Annotated in this window: 23 protein-coding genes; 7 read left to right on the plus strand and 16 right to left on the minus strand. The window is 74.1% G+C overall.

The features are described 5' to 3' along the window. Nucleotides 1–69 precede the first annotated feature (69 nt). Nucleotides 70–894 carry a SigB/SigF/SigG family RNA polymerase sigma factor gene (locus ABZ570_RS29780; protein ID WP_358070781.1) on the minus strand — a complete coding sequence of 275 codons (825 nt, stop codon included), beginning with the start codon at nt 892–894 and terminating at the stop codon, nt 70–72. A gap of 327 nt (nt 895–1,221) precedes the next feature. On the opposite strand from ABZ570_RS29780, the gene ABZ570_RS29785 reads away from it, so the two are divergent. Both ABZ570_RS29785 and ABZ570_RS29790 read left to right on the plus strand, forming a co-directional pair. Beyond that, nucleotides 1,222–1,959 carry a hypothetical protein gene (locus ABZ570_RS29785; protein ID WP_358070783.1) on the plus strand — a complete coding sequence of 246 codons (738 nt, stop codon included), beginning with the start codon at nt 1,222–1,224 and terminating at the stop codon, nt 1,957–1,959. 287 nt (nt 1,960–2,246) lie between these two features. Continuing rightward, a complete protein-coding gene (locus tag ABZ570_RS29790) occupies nt 2,247–2,375 on the plus strand; it encodes a hypothetical protein (RefSeq protein WP_269459087.1) in 129 nt (42 codons plus the stop codon). A 79-nt stretch (nt 2,376–2,454) separates the two neighbouring features. Here the strand turns inward: ABZ570_RS29790 and ABZ570_RS29795 are convergent, their stop codons facing one another. From ABZ570_RS29795 to ABZ570_RS29805, 3 genes are all read right to left on the minus strand, one after another. Then, the gene (locus ABZ570_RS29795; RefSeq protein WP_358070785.1) at nt 2,455–3,441 is read right to left on the minus strand and encodes a pirin family protein; all 987 of its coding nucleotides are present in this window, start codon (nt 3,439–3,441) and stop codon (nt 2,455–2,457) included. 10 nt (nt 3,442–3,451) lie between these two features. Further along, a complete protein-coding gene (locus ABZ570_RS29800) occupies nt 3,452–3,934 on the minus strand; it encodes a MarR family transcriptional regulator (protein ID WP_358070787.1) in 483 nt (160 codons plus the stop codon). A gap of 131 nt (nt 3,935–4,065) precedes the next feature. Then, nucleotides 4,066–4,644 carry a general stress protein gene (locus ABZ570_RS29805; protein WP_358070789.1) on the minus strand — a complete coding sequence of 193 codons (579 nt, stop codon included), beginning with the start codon at nt 4,642–4,644 and terminating at the stop codon, nt 4,066–4,068. 79 nt (nt 4,645–4,723) lie between these two features. Between ABZ570_RS29805 and ABZ570_RS29810 the strand changes: the two genes are divergently transcribed. Then, complete coding sequence (locus tag ABZ570_RS29810) at nt 4,724–5,224, plus strand: YfcE family phosphodiesterase (RefSeq protein ID WP_358070791.1); 501 nt, start codon at nt 4,724–4,726, stop codon at nt 5,222–5,224. Nucleotides 5,225–5,290: 66 nt separating this feature from the next. Here the strand turns inward: ABZ570_RS29810 and ABZ570_RS29815 are convergent, their stop codons facing one another. The 4 genes from ABZ570_RS29815 to ABZ570_RS29830 form a co-directional block, all read right to left on the minus strand. Further along, the gene (locus tag ABZ570_RS29815) at nt 5,291–6,586 is read right to left on the minus strand and encodes a cation:proton antiporter (RefSeq protein WP_358070793.1); all 1,296 of its coding nucleotides are present in this window, start codon (nt 6,584–6,586) and stop codon (nt 5,291–5,293) included. A 24-nt stretch (nt 6,587–6,610) separates the two neighbouring features. Continuing rightward, a complete protein-coding gene (locus tag ABZ570_RS29820; protein ID WP_358070795.1) occupies nt 6,611–7,288 on the minus strand; it encodes an HAD family hydrolase in 678 nt (225 codons plus the stop codon). A 41-nt stretch (nt 7,289–7,329) separates the two neighbouring features. Then, on the minus strand, nt 7,330–9,468 hold the full coding sequence (locus ABZ570_RS29825; protein WP_358070797.1) for a SpoIIE family protein phosphatase: 2,139 nt from the start codon (nt 9,466–9,468) through the stop codon (nt 7,330–7,332). A 74-nt stretch (nt 9,469–9,542) separates the two neighbouring features. Then, nucleotides 9,543–9,905, minus strand: coding sequence for a DUF6401 family natural product biosynthesis protein (locus ABZ570_RS29830; protein WP_358070799.1), 363 nt, complete (start codon nt 9,903–9,905; stop codon nt 9,543–9,545). Between the two features lie 164 nt (nt 9,906–10,069). Here ABZ570_RS29830 and ABZ570_RS29835 point away from each other — a divergent pair, with 164 nt between their 5' ends. Beyond that, nucleotides 10,070–10,519, plus strand: coding sequence for a hypothetical protein (locus tag ABZ570_RS29835; protein ID WP_358070820.1), 450 nt, complete (start codon nt 10,070–10,072; stop codon nt 10,517–10,519). Here ABZ570_RS29835 and ABZ570_RS29840 read toward each other — a convergent pair. From ABZ570_RS29840 to ABZ570_RS29860, 5 genes are all read right to left on the minus strand, one after another. After that, nucleotides 10,516–10,770 carry a hypothetical protein gene (locus ABZ570_RS29840; RefSeq protein ID WP_358070801.1) on the minus strand — a complete coding sequence of 85 codons (255 nt, stop codon included), beginning with the start codon at nt 10,768–10,770 and terminating at the stop codon, nt 10,516–10,518. The genes ABZ570_RS29835 and ABZ570_RS29840 overlap by 4 nt on opposite strands. 121 nt (nt 10,771–10,891) lie before the next feature. Further along, nucleotides 10,892–11,152: a hypothetical protein gene (locus tag ABZ570_RS29845; protein WP_358070803.1), complete on the minus strand. Its 261-nt coding sequence runs from the start codon at nt 11,150–11,152 to the stop codon at nt 10,892–10,894. A 121-nt stretch (nt 11,153–11,273) separates the two neighbouring features. After that, nucleotides 11,274–11,735, minus strand: a complete 462-nt coding sequence (locus ABZ570_RS29850) for an SRPBCC family protein (RefSeq protein WP_358070804.1) — start codon at nt 11,733–11,735, stop codon at nt 11,274–11,276. A 52-nt stretch (nt 11,736–11,787) separates the two neighbouring features. Then, the gene (locus ABZ570_RS29855) at nt 11,788–12,204 is read right to left on the minus strand and encodes a DUF2795 domain-containing protein (RefSeq protein ID WP_358070806.1); all 417 of its coding nucleotides are present in this window, start codon (nt 12,202–12,204) and stop codon (nt 11,788–11,790) included. A 127-nt stretch (nt 12,205–12,331) separates the two neighbouring features. Further along, nucleotides 12,332–13,309: a YihY/virulence factor BrkB family protein gene (locus tag ABZ570_RS29860; protein WP_358070808.1), complete on the minus strand. Its 978-nt coding sequence runs from the start codon at nt 13,307–13,309 to the stop codon at nt 12,332–12,334. Between the two features lie 143 nt (nt 13,310–13,452). On the opposite strand from ABZ570_RS29860, the gene ABZ570_RS29865 reads away from it, so the two are divergent. Further along, nucleotides 13,453–13,872, plus strand: a complete 420-nt coding sequence (locus ABZ570_RS29865; protein ID WP_358070810.1) for a ChaB family protein — start codon at nt 13,453–13,455, stop codon at nt 13,870–13,872. Nucleotides 13,873–13,946: 74 nt separating this feature from the next. On the opposite strand, the gene ABZ570_RS29870 is transcribed toward ABZ570_RS29865, so the two are convergent. Then, nucleotides 13,947–15,380: an aldehyde dehydrogenase family protein gene (locus ABZ570_RS29870; protein WP_358070812.1), complete on the minus strand. Its 1,434-nt coding sequence runs from the start codon at nt 15,378–15,380 to the stop codon at nt 13,947–13,949. A gap of 72 nt (nt 15,381–15,452) precedes the next feature. Here ABZ570_RS29870 and ABZ570_RS29875 point away from each other — a divergent pair, with 72 nt between their 5' ends. After that, a complete protein-coding gene (locus ABZ570_RS29875) occupies nt 15,453–17,051 on the plus strand; it encodes an NAD(P)/FAD-dependent oxidoreductase (RefSeq protein ID WP_358070814.1) in 1,599 nt (532 codons plus the stop codon). 35 nt (nt 17,052–17,086) lie between these two features. Here ABZ570_RS29875 and ABZ570_RS29880 read toward each other — a convergent pair whose 3' ends face one another. Further along, nucleotides 17,087–17,854 (minus strand): polyprenol monophosphomannose synthase, encoded by a 768-nt coding sequence (locus ABZ570_RS29880; RefSeq protein WP_358070816.1) that lies wholly within the window; start codon nt 17,852–17,854, stop codon nt 17,087–17,089. Nucleotides 17,855–17,956: 102 nt separating this feature from the next. Then, nucleotides 17,957–18,403, minus strand: a complete 447-nt coding sequence (locus ABZ570_RS29885) for an SRPBCC family protein (RefSeq protein WP_358070818.1) — start codon at nt 18,401–18,403, stop codon at nt 17,957–17,959. Nucleotides 18,404–18,615: 212 nt separating this feature from the next. On the opposite strand from ABZ570_RS29885, the gene ABZ570_RS29890 reads away from it, so the two are divergent. After that, nucleotides 18,616–19,405, plus strand: a 790-nt coding sequence (locus ABZ570_RS29890) for an HAD-IIIA family hydrolase (RefSeq protein WP_358070822.1), incomplete at its 3' end; no start/stop codon positions are given.

Raw genomic sequence — 19,405 nt, forward strand, 5'->3', positions numbered from 1 at the left:
CCGCCCGCTCGCCGAGACGGTGACCGCCCAACTCGCCGTGGACGACGCGGACCGGCCACCGCCCCACCCCTAGTACGTTCCGTCGAGCTGCCCGCGCAGCTTGGTCAGCGCCCTCGCCAGTAGCCGGGACACGTGCATCTGGGACACGCCGACCTGCTCGGCGATCTGCGACTGGGTCAGGTTGCCGTAGAAGCGCAGGGTGAGGATCCGCTGCTCGCGTTCGTCGAGCGTGGCCAGCGCCGGGCCCAGCGCGACCCGCAGCTCGGCCAGCTCGAACTCGCCGTCCTCGTCGCCGAGCAGATCGCCAAGCTCGGTGGCCCGGTCGCCGTCCCCGGTCGGGGTGGACAGCGACACCGCGTTGTACGCGCGCGCGCCCTCCAGTCCCTCCAGGACCTCCTCCTCGGTGAGCTTGAGGTGGGCGGCGATGTCGGCGACCGTCGGCGAGCGGCCGAGGGTCTGCAGCAGCGAGCTGTTGGCGTCGGAGATGGCCAGCCGCAGCTCCTGGAGGCGACGGGGCACCCGGATGTCCCAGGTGCGGTCGCGGAAGTGCCGCTTGAGCTCGCCGATGATGGTCGGGATGGCGTAGCCGGCGAAGTCGACGCCGCGGGAGGGGTCGAACTTGTCGATCGCCTTGATCAGACCGACCGCGGCGGTCTGCGCCAGGTCGTCGGTGGGCTCCCCGCGGCCGCTGTAGCGGAGGGCGAGGTGGTTGGCGAGCGGCAGCCACGCCTCGATGGCCCGGTCGCGCAGCGCGGAACGCGACGGGTGGTTGGCGGGCAGTGCGGCCATCGCGTCGAGCAGATCGGCGGCGCTGTCGGTGAGTGTGCGCGGGTTGAGCTTTTCGGAGGTGGACGGCGGTGTGGTCCGCTGCTCGCTGATCGTGTGCGCGGTCATTGGTGGTCCTCCCTGCACCTCGTCCACGAAGAAGAGACGTGACGCTTGGTTCAGCTCCAGTTGTCCGTTCGGGAGCCACCGTAACCCGATCGGCTCGGGGAAATCTAGCCGAAAGTATGAGGCACTTAAGGGACTTACCGCCTGATAGCGCTTCCGGCGGGACCTGACCGGCATCCCTGCAGTCGGGTCCGGTGCCCGGTTGGTGCCGCCCGAGCGGCCTTCCGGTCAACGGGAAACCCGACACTCGGCTCGCATTGTCGGCTTTCGGTCGTTGTCCCACCGACGGGACTGCCCGTAGCGTCGGGTGTACTCGTCTACGGAGGCACCGTGCTCGATCCCGTCGCTGCGCAACTCGTCGTCAACGCCCGGGTGCTCCAGCTCAGCTGGCTCCCCGCGGCCCCCGACGAGGCCACGGCGCTCGTGCCCGCCGCGCTCCGGCCCCGCGCCGACGGTGAGGTGTTCCTCTGCCAGTACGTGGTGGACGACGGGTCACAGACCTCCGGCTTCGGTGCGTTCTCCCTCACCTACCTCGGCCTCGCCCTCGACGGCCTCGACGCGCCGCCGGCGGGGGACATCCCCGGGGGCGGCTGGTGGACCCACTACCTCGCCTCCAGCCCCCGGGTGCGCGCGTACGCCGCCGCTCGGGGCGCGCCGGCGGCGCCCGGGGTGACCCGGCTCGAGCTGCGGGGCGAACAGCTCACCGCGGAGACCCGCGTGGACGGGACGCCGATCATCCGGACCGTGGCCCGGGTCGGGCACACCGGCAGCCGGATGTGCAGCGGCCACCACCGCTTTCTGACCATCCGGGACGGTGAACTGCTCACCGCCGACTACCCGTACGTGGCGGAGCCGGTGAGCCCGTTCGAGATCGAGTCGGTCGAGTTCCTCACCCCGGAGCATCCGGTCTACGCGCTCCGCCCCGCCAACCCGCTCGTGATCCGCGGCGGCCTCTACTCGCCGCGGGTGTCGTTCGCGTACCCGCCCGGACCGCACGCGCTCGACGATCCGTCGGCCGTCGCCGACCTCGGGTCCGGGCTCGGCAGCGGCCTGCCGTCCGGGTCGTAGCCCGCCTCCTCGCGCCGGCTACCGGCCGAGACCGGGATGCCGGGAATCGGCCCGGAATCAAGGGCCCGGCCAGGTTTCCCGCCGTCCAAACGGGTAACTCAGCTCCCGGTTGGCGCGTTCCAGGGCGGCACGGGACCAGTCCCGCATCGCCGCGCTCCAGCCCACCGAGGTCGAGAACGTCCTCACGGCAGGGCCCCCGAACGGTCCCCACGCCGGCCACCCCAGGCCGGCAGGGCCTTCACGCGGGCTCTGTCGGACCCCCAGACGCACCATGAGGAGGCCGCAGCATGCCCGCCGAGACGACGAACACCGTGACCGAGTACCGCGACCAGGCGGTGGAGGGGGAACGGGGTGCGCTGGTGGCGGTCCTGTTGATGGTGATCCTCGGCGTGGCCGGCATCTTCGCCGTCTCCTGACCACGGCGGCGCCCGGGGCCGGGCCCGGGACGCCGGTGGGCGCCCGGGACGAGCCCGGGGCGCCCACCGCGGGCGTCCGTCAGGGGCGGTCGCCCTCGCCGCCGGTGTGCGGCAGCCGCCCGGCCGGGATCACGCCGAGCCGGCCGGCCTGGAAGTCCTCGAACGCCTGGATCAGCTCGTCCCGGGTGTTCATCACGAACGGGCCGTAGTGCGCCACCGGCTCCCGGATCGGCTCCCCGCCCATGAGGTAGAGCTCCAGGGCCGGGCTGTTGCCGTCCTGCTTCGCGTCCGCGGTGACCCGCAGCGCGTCGCCGGGGCCGTGCACGGCGAGCTGGCCGAGGTGGATCGGGCGGCGGTCGGTGCCCACCGTGCCCCGGCCGGCCAGCACGTAGACCAGCGCGTTGAAGTCCGGCCGCCAGGGCAGGCTCAGCTCCGCGCCCGGCTGGAGCGTCACGTGGGCGATGGTGATCGGGGTGTGGGTCGAGCCCGGGCCCTTGTGCCCGGCGATCGCGCCCGCGATCACCCGGATCAGCGCGCCGCCGTCGGGCGTGGTCAGCAGCGCCGCCTCCCGCCCGCGGATGTCCTGGTAGCGCGGTGGGTTCATCTTCGCCACCCGGGGCAGGTTGACCCAGAGCTGGAGGCCGTGGAAGAGGCCGCCGCTCATCACCAGCTGCTCCGGCGGCGCCTCGATGTGGAGCAGGCCGCTGCCGGCCGTCATCCACTGGGTGTCGCCGTTGGTGATGGTGCCGCCGCCGCCCTGCGAGTCCTGGTGGTCCATGATCCCGTCGATCATGTAGGTCACCGTCTCGAAGCCGCGGTGCGGGTGCCAGGCGGTCCCCTTCGGCTCACCCGGCGCGTAGTCGACCTCGCCCATCTGGTCGAGGTGGATGAACGGGTCCAGTTCGCTCAGCGGGACGCCGGCGAAGGCCCGGCGGACCGGGAAGCCCTCACCCTCGTACCCGCTCGGGGCGGTGGTCAGCCGGCGGACCGGGCGGTAGGTGGTGGACTCGTCCAGCTGCGGCAGGCGGGGCAGGACGAGGACGTCGTCGACGGTGATGGCGGGCATCGCGGGCTCCTTACTTGTCGGCCGGGGTGGACGACGCGTCGCGGTCGGCGCGCAGGCGCCGGCCGAGCCGCTCGAAGACCCGGGTGAGGCAGGCGACCTCGGCGTCGTCGAGGTCGTCCATCAGGTGGACGCGCACGGAGCGCAGGTGGTGCGGCGCGGCCTCGCGCAGCGCCAGCAGGCCGGCCGCGGTCAGCACGGCCTCGCTGCCCCGCCGGTCCTCCGGGCAGGACTGCCGGGCGACCAGGCCGCGCTTCTGCATCGAGGAGATCTGGTACGTCAGCCGGCTCGGTGAGAACACCAGCCGGCCGGCCAGCTCGCCCATCCGCAGCCGCTGCCCCGGCGCCTCGGAGAGCAGGACCAGCACGTGGTAGTCGGCGAAGCTGAGCTCGCTGTCGGTGCGCAGATCGTCCTCGAGTTGCGTGAACAGCCGCTGGCTCGCCTCGATATACGCGCGCCAGGCGGCCGTCCGCTCGGGGCTCAGGCGCTCGGTCATGGCTCCGAGAGTAGCAGCATTTCAATTTTTAACAAGCGCCTGGCATCCCGGGTGAGCGGCGCGACAGTTGCTTGATGATGGGGGGTGTGCTTGAAATTTGAAGGGCTTCCTGCCGGGCGACGGTCGGGCGACTACCGGGCGATCGTGCCGGTCGGCGTGAGATGCATCCGCCCGAGCAGTTGCCGGGCCAGGTCGGCCAGGTCGGCCTCCACGGTCACCGCGTACTGGCTGGCCCGCAGCGAACTGGACGAGGTGAAGTCCCGCCGGCCGCCGGTCATCGCGTGGACGACCCCGCCGAAGACGGCACCCCAGATGGCGCCGATCACCAGCCCGATCACGATCACCGCGACCCAGTTGGCCGTGGTGAAGATGCCGAAGAGCAACCCGATGAAGAGCCCGAACCAGGCGCCGGCGGCCCCGCCCACCACGGCGGCCCGGCCGGTGGTCATCCGGCCCATCACCGTTTCGACCAGGGTGAGGTCGGTGCCGATGATCGACGTCCGCTCCACCGGAAACCGGTTGTCGGCCAGGTAGTCCACGACGCGCTGGGCGGACGGATAGTCCGGGTACGACCCGATCGTGACGGTCGGCGGGCCGGTCTGGGGCCCGTGTCCGTCCTCGCTCGGCGGGGTGGGACGACCGCCCGGACCGGACGGGAGGTTGTCGCCGCCGGGCATCCCGGGCCGCCACGGCGTCGGGGGTCTGGTCATGGGATCCTCCTTCGTCACCCGCCGCGTTCCCACCCGCGAGCAGCGGTAACGCCGGACGGTGGCGAGGGAGGATGCGGGCATGGATCTGGTCATCACCGCCGACACGCACGTGCCGAAGCGGGCGCGGGACCTGCCCCCACCGCTCTGGGCGGCGATCGACGCCGCCGACGTCGTGCTGCACGCCGGGGACTGGGTCGACGTGTCGCTGCTGGACGCCGTGGCGGCCCGGGCCCGCCGGCTGGTCGGCGTGTACGGCAACAACGACGGGCCACCGCTGCGCGCCCGGCTCCCCGAGGTGGCCCGGGTCGAACTGGCCGGGTTGCGGGTGGCGATGGTGCACGAGACCGGGCCGAAGACCCGCCGGGAGGAGCGCTGCGCGGCCCGCTTCCCCGACTGCGACCTGCTCGTCTTCGGGCACTCGCACATCCCCTGGGACAGCGTCGCCCCGAACGGGCTGCGCCTGCTCAATCCCGGCTCACCCACCGACCGGCGGGCCCAGCCCTACGCGACCTACCTCACCGCCCGGGTGGCGGCGGGGCGGCTCGACGAGGTCGAGCTGCACCGCCTGCCCCCGCGCTGACTCACCGGCCGCAGCCGGTCTACGCCCGGAACTCGTCGATCCGGCGGGACGCCGGCTTCTGCACGGTCAGCCCCGGGCCCCGCCCAGGGCGGGCTCGTCCGTCCGCTCCCGCGCCGAGGCGTCGTGCGTCCGCTCGCCCGCCCGGTCGAGCAGCAGCATCACCGGCGTGGCCGCGATACCGTGCACCACCACAGAGACGATCACCACCAGGCCGACCGTGGCCCACAACAGCTCGGCCTGCGGGAAGTGGGCGTGGCTGGTCGCGTACGCCAGGTAGTAGAACGAGCCGACGCCGCGGATGCCGAACAGGGCGATCACCCAGCGCTCGGCCGGGCGGCCCGGGGCGCCGCGCAGCGACAGCCAGCCGGCCAGCGGTCTGACCACGAAGATCAGGGCCAGCCCGACCAGGGCCGCCGGCCAGGTCAGCGGGGCGAGCAGCCCGCCGATCACCGCGCCGCCGAGGAGCAGCAGCAACAGCACGGTGAGCAGGCGCTCGACCTGCTCGGCGAAGGCGTGCAGCACCGAGTGGAACTCGTGGGTCCGCTCGGCGGCCCGGATCGCCCGGGCGGCCACGAAGACGGCCAGGAAGCCGTACCCGCCGGCCACCTCCACCACGCCGTACGCCAGGAAGGTGGCGGCCAGCGCGAGGAAGCCCTCGGCGTGCCGGGCCAGCCGCAGCGCGCTCGGCGCCCGGAAGAACAGTTTGCCGAGCAGCCAGCCGACGAGCAGCCCGCCACCCACGCCGACGGTGAGCTTGTAGCCCACCTCGACGGTCAACCAGCGGGCCAGCCAGTCGGCCGGCCCGAGGCTGGTGGTGGCGATCGCGACGGCCGCGTACACGAAGGGAAAGGCCAGGCCGTCGTTCAGCCCGGCCTCGGAGGTGAGGGCGAAGCGCACCTCGTCCTCGGAGTCCTCCACGTCACTCGGCTCGCCCACCTGCACGTCCGCGGCGAGCACCGGATCGGTCGGGGCGAGCACGGCGCCCAGCAGCAGCGCCGTCGCCGGCACCAGGCCCGCCCACCACCAGCCGAGCAGGGCCACCGCCGCGATGCACAGCGGCATGGCGACGGCGAGCAGTCGCCAGGTCGACGACCAGCGGGCCCAGCTGAGCCGGCGGTCGATCTTGAGCCCGGCGCCCATCAGCGCGACGATCACGCCGACCTCGGTGAGGTGGGTGGTCAGCTCGGGCCAGCGCAGCGGGTCGGGGGTGGGCAGCCCGGTGGGGAGGAGGAAGACCAGCACGCCGAGCCCGAGGAAGGCGATCGGCATGGACAGCGGCCGGCGTTCCAGCACTCGCGGCAGGATCCCTGCCAGCAGCGCACCGACACCCACCACGGCGAACGCGACATCGACCGGTTCCACGGCAACCACCCCTCCGCGCCGGTTTCAGCCCAGGGCGGCGATCGCGCTCTCGCCGAGGGCGTCCAGGAGCGCGCCCGGGTCGTCGTAGACCGCCACCGCGCCGGCGCCGGCCAGCTCCGCCCGGCTGGTGCCGCCACAGGTCAGACCGATGCAGGGGATGTCGAGCTGGCCGGCCGCCGCGACGTCCCAGACCGAGTCGCCGACGAACACCACCCGCCCGGCGCTCAGCCCGGACTGCTCCAACGCGGCGACGAGGATGTCCGGCGCCGGCTTGCTGTGCCGCGCGTCGGCCGACGAGGTGACGGTGTCGATCACGTCGTCCGCGTCGAGGGCGGCCCGCAGGGCAGCCATCTCGTGCTCGGCCGCCGAGCTGGCCAGCACCACCCGCAGACCGCGCGCCGCGCAGGCGCGCAGCAGCTCCACCGCCCGCGGCAGCGGCACCAGCCGTTGCCAGTACCCGGCGTACCGGGCGTCGTGCTCGTCGCGCAGCCTGCCGTCGGCGCTCCGGTCCCGCTCCGGGCCGAGCAGGTGGTCGAGGAGCTTGTCCGAGCCCATGCCGATGGCCCGGTGGATACGCGCCATCGGCACCCGGTGGTCGGCCTGGCGCAGCGCCTCCCACCAGCTCACCGTGTGCAGGTACGTGGTGTCGACCAGGGTGCCGTCGACGTCGAAGAGGACGCCGCAGCGGTTATCGGTAGGCATGGCTCCTCTTCTACCCGCCCGCGTCGGTGCCGACGCGCGACTCACCCGGCCGGGATGAGGATCTCGAACCAGACCGTCGAGCCGCGCACCGTGGGGTCGGTTCCCCAGGCGTCGCTCAGCTCCTCGATCAGCCCCAGGCCGCGCCCGCGGCTGCTCAGGGTGTCGGTCTGTGCCCGGGTCACCTGGCCCCGGGTGCCGGAGTCGGCGACCGACACCAGCAGCCGTTCCGCGCTCAGGTCGATCTCCACCCGGGCGGCGGTGCCGGCGTGCAGCAGCGCGTTGGTGGTCAGCTCGCTGGTGCACAGCACCGCGGCGCCGATCAGCGCCTCGGGCACCTGCCACTCGGTGAGCTGGGCGGTCATCCAGTGGCGCACCCGGCCGGGCGCGGTCGGCTCCGCCGGCACCTCCATGCTGGCCGAGCGGCTCGGCTTGACCGCGTGCTCCACGGCCAGCACCGCCACGTCGTCCTCCGTCGCGCCGGCCACGGCCGCGGTGGCCACGGCGCAGAGCGCCCGGGGGTCGCCGCTGCTCGCGGCCGTCACCGCCGCCTTCAGCCCCGCCAGCCCGGTGGACAGGTCCTGCCAGCGCCGCTCCACCACCCCGTCGCTGTACAGCAGCAGCGTGTCGCCGGGGTGGAACGGCACGACGGTGGTGCGCGGGCGGTAGCCCAGACCCAGCGGCGGGCCGGGGGGCACCTCGACGTACCCGGCCGCGGGCTCGCCGCCCGCCGGGCAGTGCCGGACCAGCGGGGCCGGGTGCCCGGCACTGGCCAGGGTGATCCGCTCCCGGTCGGCCTCGATCACCCCGAACACCACCGTGACGAACAGTTCCTGCGTCCCGCCCTCGGTGCAGAGGCTGGCGACCAGCCGGTCCAGGCCGGTGAGCACCGCGTCCGGACGGGGATCGGTGAGCGCCAGCGCCCGCAGCGCCGCCCGCACCTGCCCCATCCGGGCGGCGGCTTGGACATCGTGCCCGGCCACGTCGCCGAGGACCACCCCGAGCGCACCGGTGGGCAGCACGAACGCGTCGTAGAAGTCACCGCCGGCGGCGTTGCCGTCCACGCCGGGGTCGTACCGGGCGGCGATGCGCAGCCGGGGCAGGTCGGGCAGCTGCTCGGGGAGCATGCTGCGCTGCAGCAACTGGGCGGTGCCGTGCTGGGTCTCGAAGCGGCGGGCCCGTTCAGCGGCCTGGCCGACCAGCTCCGCCGCGGCGGCGAGCAGCGCGCGTTCCGCCGGTGACCAGGGATGCGGCACCTGGTAGCCGACGGTCAGCGCGCCCCGGACCACCGCCGAGCGCAGCGGCAGAGCGGCGAGCGAGCGGATCTTCTCGTCGTGCCGGTCCGCCGCCGAGTCCCGCAGCGGGTGGCCGTCGGCGGTGAAGGCGGGCACACCGCTGCGGGCGGTCACCACCACCGGGACGGGCGAGTCCGCGGGCATCCTCCGCCACAACGGCGGGAGCCGCTCGTCGGCCTCGTCCAGCAGCTCGCCGTGGACGCGGCGGACCATCCGCCAGGCCGGCCCGTCGTCGACGCCGAAGCAGACCAGGTCGGCGTCGAAGGAGTCGAGGCAGTAGCGCAGGGTGACCCGAGCGACGTCGTCCAGGGTCAGCGTGCCGGAGAGGGCGGCGGCGAAATCGCTCAGGCTCTGCAACTGCCGGGTGACCTGGCTGGTCTGCGCGGCCACGCTGAGCACACCGATCGTCCGGCCGGCGCTGTCCCGTACCGGGGAGAAGCCGCGGGTGAACATGGCCGGCTCGGCGGGCCCGGTCCGGTGCCGGTCCACCGGCAGCACCGCCTCCCGCTCCAGGAAGGGCTCGCCCCGCCGGTACGCGCGTTCGATCACCTCGCCGGCGCCCGGCAGGTGCCAGACGTCGGCGAACACCTCCGCCGCCGGCCGTCCGAGCGCCTCCGGGTGCCGCGCCCCGATCAGCTCGCCCCAGCCCTCGTTATAGAGCAGGAGCAGGTCGTCGCCGTAGAGCAGAGCCATCGGTACGGGCGAGGCGAGCACCAGGTCGACCACCGCGCGGACGGCCGGATCCCACTTCTCGGGCGCGCCGAGCGGCGTGTCGGCCCACCGGAGGGCCGAACCGGCGGGCACGCCGGACGTGGCGGCACCCGGGCCCGTGGGCGCTCCCGAGGTGGGGGCTGATGGCGCGGGAACCCGCCCGACCGTGCCTGGCATGACCGCAGCCTATCCGGAGCGTGGCGAATAGATTCCGATCATGTGGACAGGGCGTCGCCGATGCCGGCCGAGCCTCAGGCGAGGCGCCGGGGGTCCAGCGTGCGGGCCAGGGCGTAGATCGCGACCAGTCGGGTGAGCGGCCAGTCCGGCCGTGACCAGTCGACCGGCTCGGCCGGTGGCCGCCAGCCGTGCTCCACGGCCGCGGCGCGGACCCCCTCGGCGTACCCGGCGAGCGCGGCCACGGTCAGCGGGCGGCGGTCGGCGTCCAGGCTGTCCCGTACGGCGGCGGCGTGCTGGTCGATCACGGCGAGCAGGCCCGGGTCGGCGGCGGCCGCGGCGAGACCGGAGGTGCCGACGGACCCGGCGAGCGCGGCGAGGGTGGACCGCGCCGCCTTCGCCGCGGAGCGGATCGTCACCCGGTTCTTCGACACGCGCATGGTGACCGAGGCTAGCGCCGCGGCGACCAGGGTGGCCTCGGCCGACCGGCCGAAGCTCGGATCGTCCCGGGTGTCATCCGGCCCCGGGCAGGGGGATTGACCGGCGCGCCAGGGGGCACAGGGGAACGCGCGAGGTGGCGCGGCCGACCCGTGGAGGGGACGTGATGGCACAACAGGCGGACGGACCGGACGAGGCGCACCGGCGGCCGGCGGGAGTGGGTGACGCCACGGTCGCGGCGCTCGGCAAGCTCAGCGAGGCCCTGGAGACGGTGGAACGGGCCCGCGGGCATCTCTACTCGCTGCATCAGCTGATCGGCCACGCCGACCTGATGCTCGACGACGCGGTGGAGTTGTTCCGGACCGCCGGGCACGACGAGATCGCCGACCGGGTGAGCCGGGACCTGCTCGGCCGCAACGTGATCGCCGGGCGCTGGACCTTCCAGATCGTCGAGGACTTCGACGACGGGTACTACGCGCTCTTCCGGGAGCTGGACCGCCGGGCCCGCGACGAGCTGGTCGGCGGCCGGCGCCACCTCTACGAGGCGGAGATGAAGGAACGCCGGCGCACCCCGGGACGGCCGGGGCACGAGGCGCGCCCCGGCACCGGTGGTTAGTCCGAGGTGGGAGCGCTCGCCGGCTGGCGGCGCCGGGCGTCGTCGGCGATGATCACGGTCGCCACCATGAGGGCCACGACGAGGCTGAACAGCCAGGACCCGTCGGCGACCAGCCTGGCGGCGACGGGCGCCTGGATCGCGGCGAGCAGGAAGCCCAGCCAAGCCAGGCGGCGCTGACGTGGGGTGAGGAAGCCGGAGCCCTGTTGCATCCCGAAAGTCTTGCGCGGGGCCGGGGCATCGCCGTCCCCCATTCGGCCGATTCTGGATGGGCTGTCCGTTTTCTTGGCCGGACGTACCGCACCTCTCGTCGTTTCGCCCGAGGCGCGCGGGCCGGCTCGGGGCTCCGGGCGCACGGTGCCCGGAGCCCGGGGCTCACACGTCCGGCCCGGTCCGGCCGGTGGTCGACGGCCGGTACGCCCGGTCCGCGTCGGTCATCTCCCGCCGCTCGGCCTCCGGACCTGCGCCGCGGTCCACCGCCTCGGGGCCGTGGCCGAACGCGGACTCCTCGCCGGCGTCGTTGCCGGTGACGTCGTCGGCCTGCCCGTCGACGGTCGACCGGGCGAGCGCCCGGTCCAGCTCGTGCAGGGGAGTGCGGCTCTCGTCGCGCCACACGTGGCGGTCGTTGTCGGTCATTCTTCACCGGTACCCGGGCGCGGTGATCGCAAACGGCCACCGGGCGGCCACCCGGACACGGCGACGGCCGCCGGATCACCGGCGGCCATCGCAGCTGTCGTGCACCGGGGGGCGGTCGACGTCAGGGGGTCGGCCGGTCGACGGTGCCCCGCCAGGCGCCGGTCTCCTGACCGCGTCGTTCGATGAACTGCTTGAACCGCTCCAGGTCGCCCTTCGCGCGGCGGTCCACCACGCCGAGCTTGTCGCCGGCCTGCTCGACCACGCCCTGCGGCTCGAACTCCATCTGCAGGGTGACTCGGGTGTGCGCCTCGTCGAGGCGGTGGAAGGTGACCACGCCCGCCTGCCGGCTGCCCTCGGTCGACCGCCAGGCCACCCGCTCGTCCGGCAGCTGCTCGGTGATCTCGGCGTCGAACTCGCGCTGCACGCCGCCGATCTCCACCGTCCAGTGCGTCATCGTGTCGGAGAGCTGCCGGACCTCGTGGACGCCCTCCATGAAGTGTGGGAACTCCTCGAACTGGGTCCACTGGTCGTACGCGGTGCGGATCGGGACGGCGACGTCCACGTGTTCCATCACGGCGCTCATCGTCTGGTTCTCCTCTCCGCCGGTGTCGTCTTCGGATCGTGGGCCGATCCGGTCACCAGCGCGTTGTCTCGTTCTTGCCCCCGAGTGCGGCCCACACCTCGGAGATCGTCTGGTAGTGGGTGCCGTCGGGCAGGGTCTCCAGGGCAGCGACGACATCGGCCGGCGCCTGGTTCTCCCGGGCGTTGGCCAGCAGGGCGTCGCGGTCCCCGGGCAGGGCGGTCATGGTGATGAACCGGCCGAGGCGGCTGCGAGCCTCGACCTCGTCCATGCTCATCCCCTGCGGGTTGCCGCCGCGGCTCGCGCCGGCCGTCAGCGTCTTCGGCTCCGGCTGGTCCTCACCCGCCGGCTCCGGCTGGCGGAACTCCTCGACGCGCGAGCCACCCGCCCCCGGCCCCTGGACGAGGCCGCTGACGTCCTGGCTCATGTTGTCGTCGACCCTGGGCGAGTGCTTGCTGCTGCCACGTTCCATGCCGTCAGACATGCCCGAGGGGGCGGGAGGTAAACCGGGTCCGGGCGGCCGGTCCGGCCATCCCGCCACGAACCGCCCGAAGCCGGTCACGTGTCCGGCTGCACCGGTCAGGTGTCGGCCGGGGCGGTCACGTGTCGGCGGGGGCGCGGGGCGGCAGCACCGGCTCGCCCGGGTCGCCGGCGCCGGCCTGCATCACCCGACCCCGCTGGAGTTCGGCGTTGACCTGTACGCCGAGCATGAGCGCGCAGTTGGACAGGTAGAGCCAGACCAGGAAGGCGATGACCGCGCCGAGGCTGCCGTACGTGACGTCGTAGGAGCCGAAGTTGGCGACGTAGAGGCCGAAAGCGGCGGAGGCGAGCACCCAGGCCAACAGGGCGAGGGCCCCGCCCGGGGTGAGCCAGCGGAACCGGGGCTGCCGGACGTTCGGAGCGATCCAGAACAGCAGCGACAGCAGCGTCATGGCCACCAGGGCCAGCAGCGGCCACTTCGCCACCGTCCACACCGTGCGGGCCAGCCCGCCCGCGTGCAGCCGGTCACCGACCGCGTCGGTGACCGGACCGCTGACGATCAGCCCGGTGGCGACCACCGCGAGCAGCAGCAACGACACCGCGGCCAGGCCGATCTGGAGCGGACGCAGCCGGTAGAACGGCCGCCCCTCCGCCACGCCGTAGACCGCGTTGGACGCCCGGGTGAACGCGCCGATGAACCCGGACGCCGACCACAGCGCGCCGAGCAGACCGAAGCTGAGCAGCACCTTGGCCGACCCGCGTTGCTCCACCACGCCACGGACGGCGCTGACGAAGCCGTCGTTGCCGACCACCGAGCCGGCGCCGATCTCCCGGGCCAGGCCGATCACCGTGTCGACGGTCCGCTCACCGTCAGAGACCAGCCCGACCAGGGCCACCACCACGACGGTGGCGGGGAACAGCGCCAGCACCCCGTAGTACGTCAGCGCGGCCGCCCAGTCCGCGCAGTTGTCCCGGACGAAGTTGCGCCCGCTGCGGGCCAGCACCCCCCGCCAGGTGGACCAGCTGAGCTGGCGTACCCGCCGGGGGATCCGGGCCCGCTGCCGGTCGGTGACCACCGGCTCCGTCGTCGCCGCCATGAACCGCCTCCTCGACGCCGGGAAACCCTGTCGCGCGTGGCCCGGCGGTACCCCGCCGAGAGAATCGACAAACCGCGTGCCGGTTTGTCGCCCGGAGGTGGGGGAACGGTCACAGGAACTCATCGAGACTCCAGGAGGACGAGATGCCCGGGCGCGAGGTACTGCCCAGCACGCTGCGGCGCTCGCCGGACAAGGCGCAGCGGACCTGGGAGAAGACGCACGACTCGGCCGTGGAGACGTACGGCGAGGGACAGCGGGCGCACCGCACGGCGTTCGCCGCGCTGAAGCACGACTTCGAGAAGGTGGGTGACCACTGGGAGCCGAAGGGGCGGAAGGGCCCGAGCGACCGGCAGGCCGCCGGCGGTGGCCCGGAGCGGCGGGCACCCACGGCCGGTGGGGTGGACGCCAACGCCCCCAAGGAACACCTGATGGAGGTCGCCAAGAAGCTGGACGTGCCGGGCCGGTCCCGGATGACCAAGCCGGAGCTGGTGAAGGCGATCCAGAAGGCGAACACCCGGCAGACCACCCAGGCTCGCGAGAACGCCAGGTCCAAGGGCCGCTGACCCGGACCCGGAAAGAGTGGCCGCCCCAACGAGGCGGCCACTCTTCAGTTCCGCTCAGTTCCGCGTACGGGCGGCTACCAGTGGCCGCCTCCCGGGGCCTCGATGTGCACCGTCTTCACCGTGCTGAACTCGTCGAGCAACTCCGGGCCGTACCCGAAACCCTGGCCGCTGCCGCGGCGCGGCTGCGCGGCTCCGCCCGGCGCCCCGCCGAAGACCGCGTTGACCTTGACCGTGCCGAAAGGCAGGTCCCGCCAGGCCCGGTGCGCGTGGCTCATCGAACCGGTCAGCACCGTCGCGGCCAGCCCGTACGGCGAGTCGGCGGCGCAGCGCAGCCCCTCGCTGAACGAGTCGACCACGACCACCGGGGCGACCGGCCCGAACGTCTCCTCCCGGACCAGGGCCATCTCGTGCCGGCAGTCGACGACCACGGTGGCCGGGTAGAACGCGCCGGGCCCCTCCGGGATCTCCCCGCCGGTACGGATCCGTGCTCCCTCGGCCGCGGCCGCGGTGACCTGCCCGTGCACGTGGTCCCGGTGCCGCCGGTCGACCAGCGGCCCGAGCTGCGTGCCCGGGTCGCGGCCCGGGCCCCGTTTCAGCGCCTCGGCCCGGTCGACCAGCGCGTCGACGAAGTCCTCCGCCACGTCCCGGTGCACGTAGATCCGTTCCACCGCGACGCAGATCTGCCCGGCGTTGGCGAAGCAGCCCAGCGCCGCCTGCTTGGCGGCCCAGACCGGGTCGACGTCGGCGTCGATCACCAGCGGGTCGCTGCCGCCGTTCTCCAGCAGCACCTTCGCGCCGGTGCGGGCGCCGGCGGCGGCGATCGCGCGGCCGGTGGCGGTCGAGCCGACGTGGGCGACCACGTCCACGTCCTGCTCGGCCAGCGCCGCGCCCACCCGGCCGCCGCCCGTGAGCAGCGACAGCACGCCGGCGGGCAGCGCGGAGTCCAGGGCCCTGGCCAGCAGCCAGCCGGTGGCGGGGGTGCGCTCGCTCGGCTTGTAGAGCACCACGTTGCCGGTGACCAGGGCCGCGCCGAGCAGCCCGCACGAGACCGCCACCGGGTCGTTCCACGGGGTGATCGCGGCGACCACGCCACGCGGTTCGGGGGCCATGAAGTCGAGGGCGGAGTGGGCGCCGTGCAGCGTTCGCCCGCCGCGCACCAGGCCCAGCTCCGCGTACTGGCGCAGCGTGCCGATACCGGCCGCCACACCGCCGCGCGCGTCGTCCAGCGGCTTGCCCATCTCCGCGGTGGTGGCCTGGGCCAGCTCCTCGGCGAGGGCCGCCACCGCGTCCGCCGCCCGGTGCAGCGCCGCCGCCCGTTCCGCCGGCGGGGCCGCCGCCCACTCCGCCGCCACCTCCCGAGCGGCCTCGACCGCCTTGGCCACCTCGTCCGCCGTCGCCACGGGCATGGTGGTCACCGGGGAACCGTCGGCCGGATCGTGTACGACCAGCTCGCCTCCCGCGCCCCCGGCACCCCACACTCCACCTATGAGCTGTGCAACCGTGTACATGCGGCGGTGGATGCCCCGGCCCGGGCGAGGCAAACGCGTTTCGCCCGGTAACCGGCCGGGTAGGCGGATCGGATGAACCCCACCGGCACGGCGGACGCCGTCGTGGTCGGCGCCGGTCACAACGGGCTGGTGGCCGCGAACCTGCTGGCTGACGCGGGCTGGGAGGTCCTCGTCCTGGAGGCCACCCAGGTGCCCGGCGGCGCGGTGCGTTCCGCCGAGGTCACCGCCCCCGGCTATCTGAGCGACCTCTACAGCTCCTTCTACCCCCTCGGGTACGCCTCGCCGGTGCTGCGCGGGCTCGGCCTCGACCGGTACGGGCTCACCTGGACGCACGCCCCGGACGTACTGGCCCACCTGTTTCCCGACGGGCGGGCGGCGGTGGTCAACCGGGACCTGGACGCCACCGCTGCCTCGCTGGCCGCGTTCGCCCCGGCCGACGGGGACCGCTGGCGGAAGGCGTACGCCGAGTGGTGCCGGGTGGCCGAGCCGATGCTCGCCGCCATCACCACCCCGTTCCCGCCGGTCCGCGGCGGGCTGAGCCTGCTGCGCCGGCTGCGCGTGTCCGGTGCGCTGCGGCTCGGCCGGCGGCTGGTGGTGCCGGTACGCAAGCTCGGCGACGAGCTGTTCGACGGTGAGGGCGGGCCGGTGCTGCTCGCCGGCTGCGCTCTGCACACCGACCTGTCGCCGGAGGAGGCCGGCTCCGGGGTGTACGGCTGGCTGCTCACCATGCTCGGCCAGCAGGTCGGGTGGCCGGTGCCGGTCGGGGGCGCCCAGAAGATCACCGACGCGCTGGTGGCCCGGCTGGTCGAGCGGGGCGGCCGGATCGACTACGGCGCCCGGGTCGACCGGGTGCTCGTCGCCCGGGGCCGGGCGATGGGGGTACGCACCGTCGGCGGCGCGACCTGGCGGGCCCGCCGGGCGGTGCTCGCCGACGTGCCGGCCCCCGCGCTCTACCTGGATCTGGTGGGCGCGGCGGCGCTGCCGCCCCGGCTGGTCGAGGATCTGGCCCACTTCCGGTGGGACGGTTCCACGGTCAAGGTGGACTGGGCGCTGTCCGCGCCGGTGCCGTGGCGCAACCGGGCCGTGGCCGGCGCCGGCACGGTGCACCTCGGCGCGGATCTGAACGGCCTCACCACCTACTCGGCGGCGCTGGCCCGGGGTGAGCTGCCCCAGGACCCGTTCCTGCTGGTCGGGCAGATGTCGGTGGCCGACCCGAGCCACTCCCCGCCGGGCACCGAGTCGCTCTGGTCGTACACCCATCTGCCGTTCCGGCGGCACTGGCGGGCCGAGGAGGTCGCCGCCCACGTGGCGCGGATGGAGGCGGTGCTGGAGGAGGCCGCTCCCGGCTTCCGCTCGCTGATCGTCGGGCGGCACGTGGCCGGCCCGGCCGAGCTGGAGGCGGGCGACCCGAGCCTGGTCGGCGGCGCGCTCGGCGGCGGCACCGCGGCCGCGTACCAGCAGCTCTTCCTGCGGCCGATCCCCGGCCTGGGGCGCGCGGACACCCCGGTGGACCGGCTCTTCCTGGCCAGCTCGTCGGCGCACCCCGGTGGGGGCGTGCACGGCGCCCCCGGGGCCAGCGCCGCGCGGGCGGCCCTGGCCCGCGACCGCGCGCTCACCGGCGGCCTGTACGCGAGCGTCATCGGCACCGCGCACCGGGCCGTCTACCGGTGACGTCCGGCGCGCTCGGTGCGCGGCGCCGGGGTGGCTCAGCTCTCCAGGTTGCGGTGCCGGCTGCGCAGCTTGAACGGCATCAGGGCACTCTCGATCTTGGTGGCGGTGGTCATCTTCGAGGTGCCCTCGCGGCGTTCCTCGAAGCGGATCGGCACCTCCAGGATCGTGTGCCCCAGCTTGGTGGCGAGGTAGTGCATCTCCACCTGGAAGCTGTAGCCGTTGGACTGCACCCGCTCCAGCCCGATGTCGCGCAGCGCGTCCGCCCGCCAGATCTTGAAGCCGGCGGTCAGGTCCCGGATCCGCACCCGCAGCAGCGTGTGCACGTAGAGGTTGGCCCAGCCGCTGAGCGCACGCCGGTACAGCGGCCAGTTCTCGTCCAGCTCGCCGCCGGGCACGTAGCGGGAGCCGATGACCACGCTGGCCTGGGTGGCGAGCAGCGCGCCGAGCATGCCGGGCAGCGCCTCCGCCGGGTGGGACAGGTCCGCGTCCATCTGCGCGACGAACTCCGCGCCGTCGTCGAGCGCCCGCCCGATCCCGTCCACGTACGCCCGGCCGAGCCCCTCCTTGCCCGGGCGGTGCGCCACCAGCACCCGGTCCGGGTGCTCGATGGCCAGCTTGTCGGCCACCTCGCCGGTCCCGTCCGGGGAGTTGTCGTCCGCGACGAGCACCTTCAGCCCGGGCAGGGGCAGGGCGAGGAGTCGCTCGACCAGCACCGGGAGGTTGCCCGCCTCGTTGTAGGTCGGAACGACGACGGTCAGGCGTGCGTCGCGCCACGGGGAGGGCAACTGCACGGGTTCGATCATCACGGACATCCTCGGTCGGGCGACAGGTCTCACCTGAGAGGGTAGCCAGTCACGCCCGTCCGGTCCGCACAGACGCCCGCCAGTGGGATCCGGGGACCCGGGTCACCGGTGCCACGGGCGCCGGGTGGCGATGTCGGAGAGGCGGTTCAACGATTCCTGGTTACGCAGGTGCAGCACCACGTCGTTGAGCTTGTTGCGGAGCCGGTGCAGCGGCCCGGCGACGAAGTCCTCGCCGATCCGGACCCGGGTCCGTCCGCCCTCCAGCGGAGCCAGGGTGAAGGAGATGATCGCCTCGCCCGCCGGCCAGATCCCCGCTCTCAGCACCAGCCGGTGCGGCGCCTCGCAGGCCAGTACGGTGGAGGCGTCCTGCAGCGACAGCGGCCACGGCCCGGCCCGGTGGTACAGCTGGCTGCCCACCCGCGGCCAGCTGTCGTCGACGCCGCGTACGTGTGCCGTGCCGACCACCCAGTCGCTGTAGGTCCAGCCGTCGGCGAGCACGTCGAAGATCCGCTCCGGCGGCGCGTCGATCACCTTTTCCACTATCGCCACCCGAACGCCATACCCTCGCCGCGTCCGGCACTAACAGCGCCCGGGTTAGCTTCTCGGGGGCGGCGGGTATCGCACCGGCGGAGTCGGCTGCGCCGAAGTTGATGTTTACTCCTCGGGGGGTCGGGAACCCGCCGCTCGTGCGACGGGACCACGAGCGGGATCAGTGCAGGTCAGCCCGGGTTCACCCGGCTGCTGACCGGTGCCCGCCCGGCCTGTACGACGCGGTGCTGCTGGACCGCGACGGGACCCTGATCGAGGACGTGCCCTACAACGGCGACCCGGAGAAGGTCCGCCCGGTGCCCGGCGCGCGGGAGGCCCTGGACCGGCTGCGCGCGGCCGGGCTGCGCCTGGCGGTGGTGAGCAACCAGTCCGGCCTGGCCCGGGGCTGCTTCACCGCCGAGGAACTGCGCCGGGTCAACGCCCGGGTGGAGGAGCTGCTCGGGCCGTTCGACAGCTGGCAGATCTGTCCGCACGGCGAGCCGGACGGCTGCGCCTGTCGCAAGCCGGCCCCCGGTCTGGTGCACGCCGCCGCCCGGGCGCTGGGTACCACGCCGACCCGGTGCCTGCTGGTCGGCGACATCGGCGCCGACATGACCGCCGCCGCCGCGGCCGGCGCCGCCGGCATCCTGGTGCCCACCCCGGCCACCCGGCCGGCGGAGGTGGCCGCCGCCCCCACGGTCGCCAACGACCTGCCGGGCGCGGTCACCGAGATCCTGCGCCGGATTCGCCTGGTGGCCGCCCCCGTCGCCGCGCCGCGCCGCGGCACGGTGCTGGTGGTGCGCAGCGACGCCGCCGGGGACGTGCTGGTCACCGGCCCCGGCATCCGGGCGGTCGCGGCCGGCGCCCAGCGGGTGGTGCTGCTCTGCGGGCCGCGCGGCCGGGCCGCCGCCGAGCTGCTGCCCGGCGTGGACGAGATCGTCGAGTGGCCGCTGCCCTGGATCGACGCCCCGCCCGGCGCGGTCGACCCCGGGGACATGCGCCGGCTCACCGACCGGCTCGCCG

The organism is Micromonospora sp. NPDC007271, from assembly GCF_040634005.1.
Lineage (GTDB): Bacteria > Actinomycetota > Actinomycetes > Mycobacteriales > Micromonosporaceae > Micromonospora.

Bases quoted from the DNA above. Each gene is read 5' to 3' on its own strand.
- ABZ570_RS29810 (WP_358070791.1), top strand. From the start codon at position 4,724: ATGGATCTGGTCATCACCGCCGACACGCACGTGCCGAAGCGGGCGCGG.
- ABZ570_RS29880 (WP_358070816.1), bottom strand. From the start codon at position 17,854: ATGATCGAACCCGTGCAGTTGCCCTCCCCGTGGCGCGACGCACGCCTG.
- ABZ570_RS29850 (WP_358070804.1), bottom strand. From the start codon at position 11,735: ATGAGCGCCGTGATGGAACACGTGGACGTCGCCGTCCCGATCCGCACC.
- ABZ570_RS29795 (WP_358070785.1), bottom strand. From the start codon at position 3,441: ATGCCCGCCATCACCGTCGACGACGTCCTCGTCCTGCCCCGCCTGCCG.
- ABZ570_RS29835 (WP_358070820.1), top strand. From the start codon at position 10,070: ATGGCACAACAGGCGGACGGACCGGACGAGGCGCACCGGCGGCCGGCG.
- ABZ570_RS29825 (WP_358070797.1), bottom strand. From the start codon at position 9,468: ATGCCAGGCACGGTCGGGCGGGTTCCCGCGCCATCAGCCCCCACCTCG.
- ABZ570_RS29845 (WP_358070803.1), bottom strand. From the start codon at position 11,152: ATGACCGACAACGACCGCCACGTGTGGCGCGACGAGAGCCGCACTCCC.
- ABZ570_RS29870 (WP_358070812.1), bottom strand. From the start codon at position 15,380: ATGTACACGGTTGCACAGCTCATAGGTGGAGTGTGGGGTGCCGGGGGC.
- ABZ570_RS29805 (WP_358070789.1), bottom strand. From the start codon at position 4,644: ATGACCAGACCCCCGACGCCGTGGCGGCCCGGGATGCCCGGCGGCGAC.
- ABZ570_RS29855 (WP_358070806.1), bottom strand. From the start codon at position 12,204: ATGGAACGTGGCAGCAGCAAGCACTCGCCCAGGGTCGACGACAACATG.
- ABZ570_RS29840 (WP_358070801.1), bottom strand. From the start codon at position 10,770: ATGGGGGACGGCGATGCCCCGGCCCCGCGCAAGACTTTCGGGATGCAA.
- ABZ570_RS29830 (WP_358070799.1), bottom strand. From the start codon at position 9,905: ATGCGCGTGTCGAAGAACCGGGTGACGATCCGCTCCGCGGCGAAGGCG.
- ABZ570_RS29860 (WP_358070808.1), bottom strand. From the start codon at position 13,309: ATGGCGGCGACGACGGAGCCGGTGGTCACCGACCGGCAGCGGGCCCGG.
- ABZ570_RS29865 (WP_358070810.1), top strand. From the start codon at position 13,453: ATGCCCGGGCGCGAGGTACTGCCCAGCACGCTGCGGCGCTCGCCGGAC.
- ABZ570_RS29780 (WP_358070781.1), bottom strand. From the start codon at position 894: ATGACCGCGCACACGATCAGCGAGCAGCGGACCACACCGCCGTCCACC.
- ABZ570_RS29875 (WP_358070814.1), top strand. From the start codon at position 15,453: ATGAACCCCACCGGCACGGCGGACGCCGTCGTGGTCGGCGCCGGTCAC.
- ABZ570_RS29820 (WP_358070795.1), bottom strand. From the start codon at position 7,288: ATGCCTACCGATAACCGCTGCGGCGTCCTCTTCGACGTCGACGGCACC.
- ABZ570_RS29790 (WP_269459087.1), top strand. From the start codon at position 2,247: ATGCCCGCCGAGACGACGAACACCGTGACCGAGTACCGCGACCAGGCG.
- ABZ570_RS29800 (WP_358070787.1), bottom strand. From the start codon at position 3,934: ATGACCGAGCGCCTGAGCCCCGAGCGGACGGCCGCCTGGCGCGCGTAT.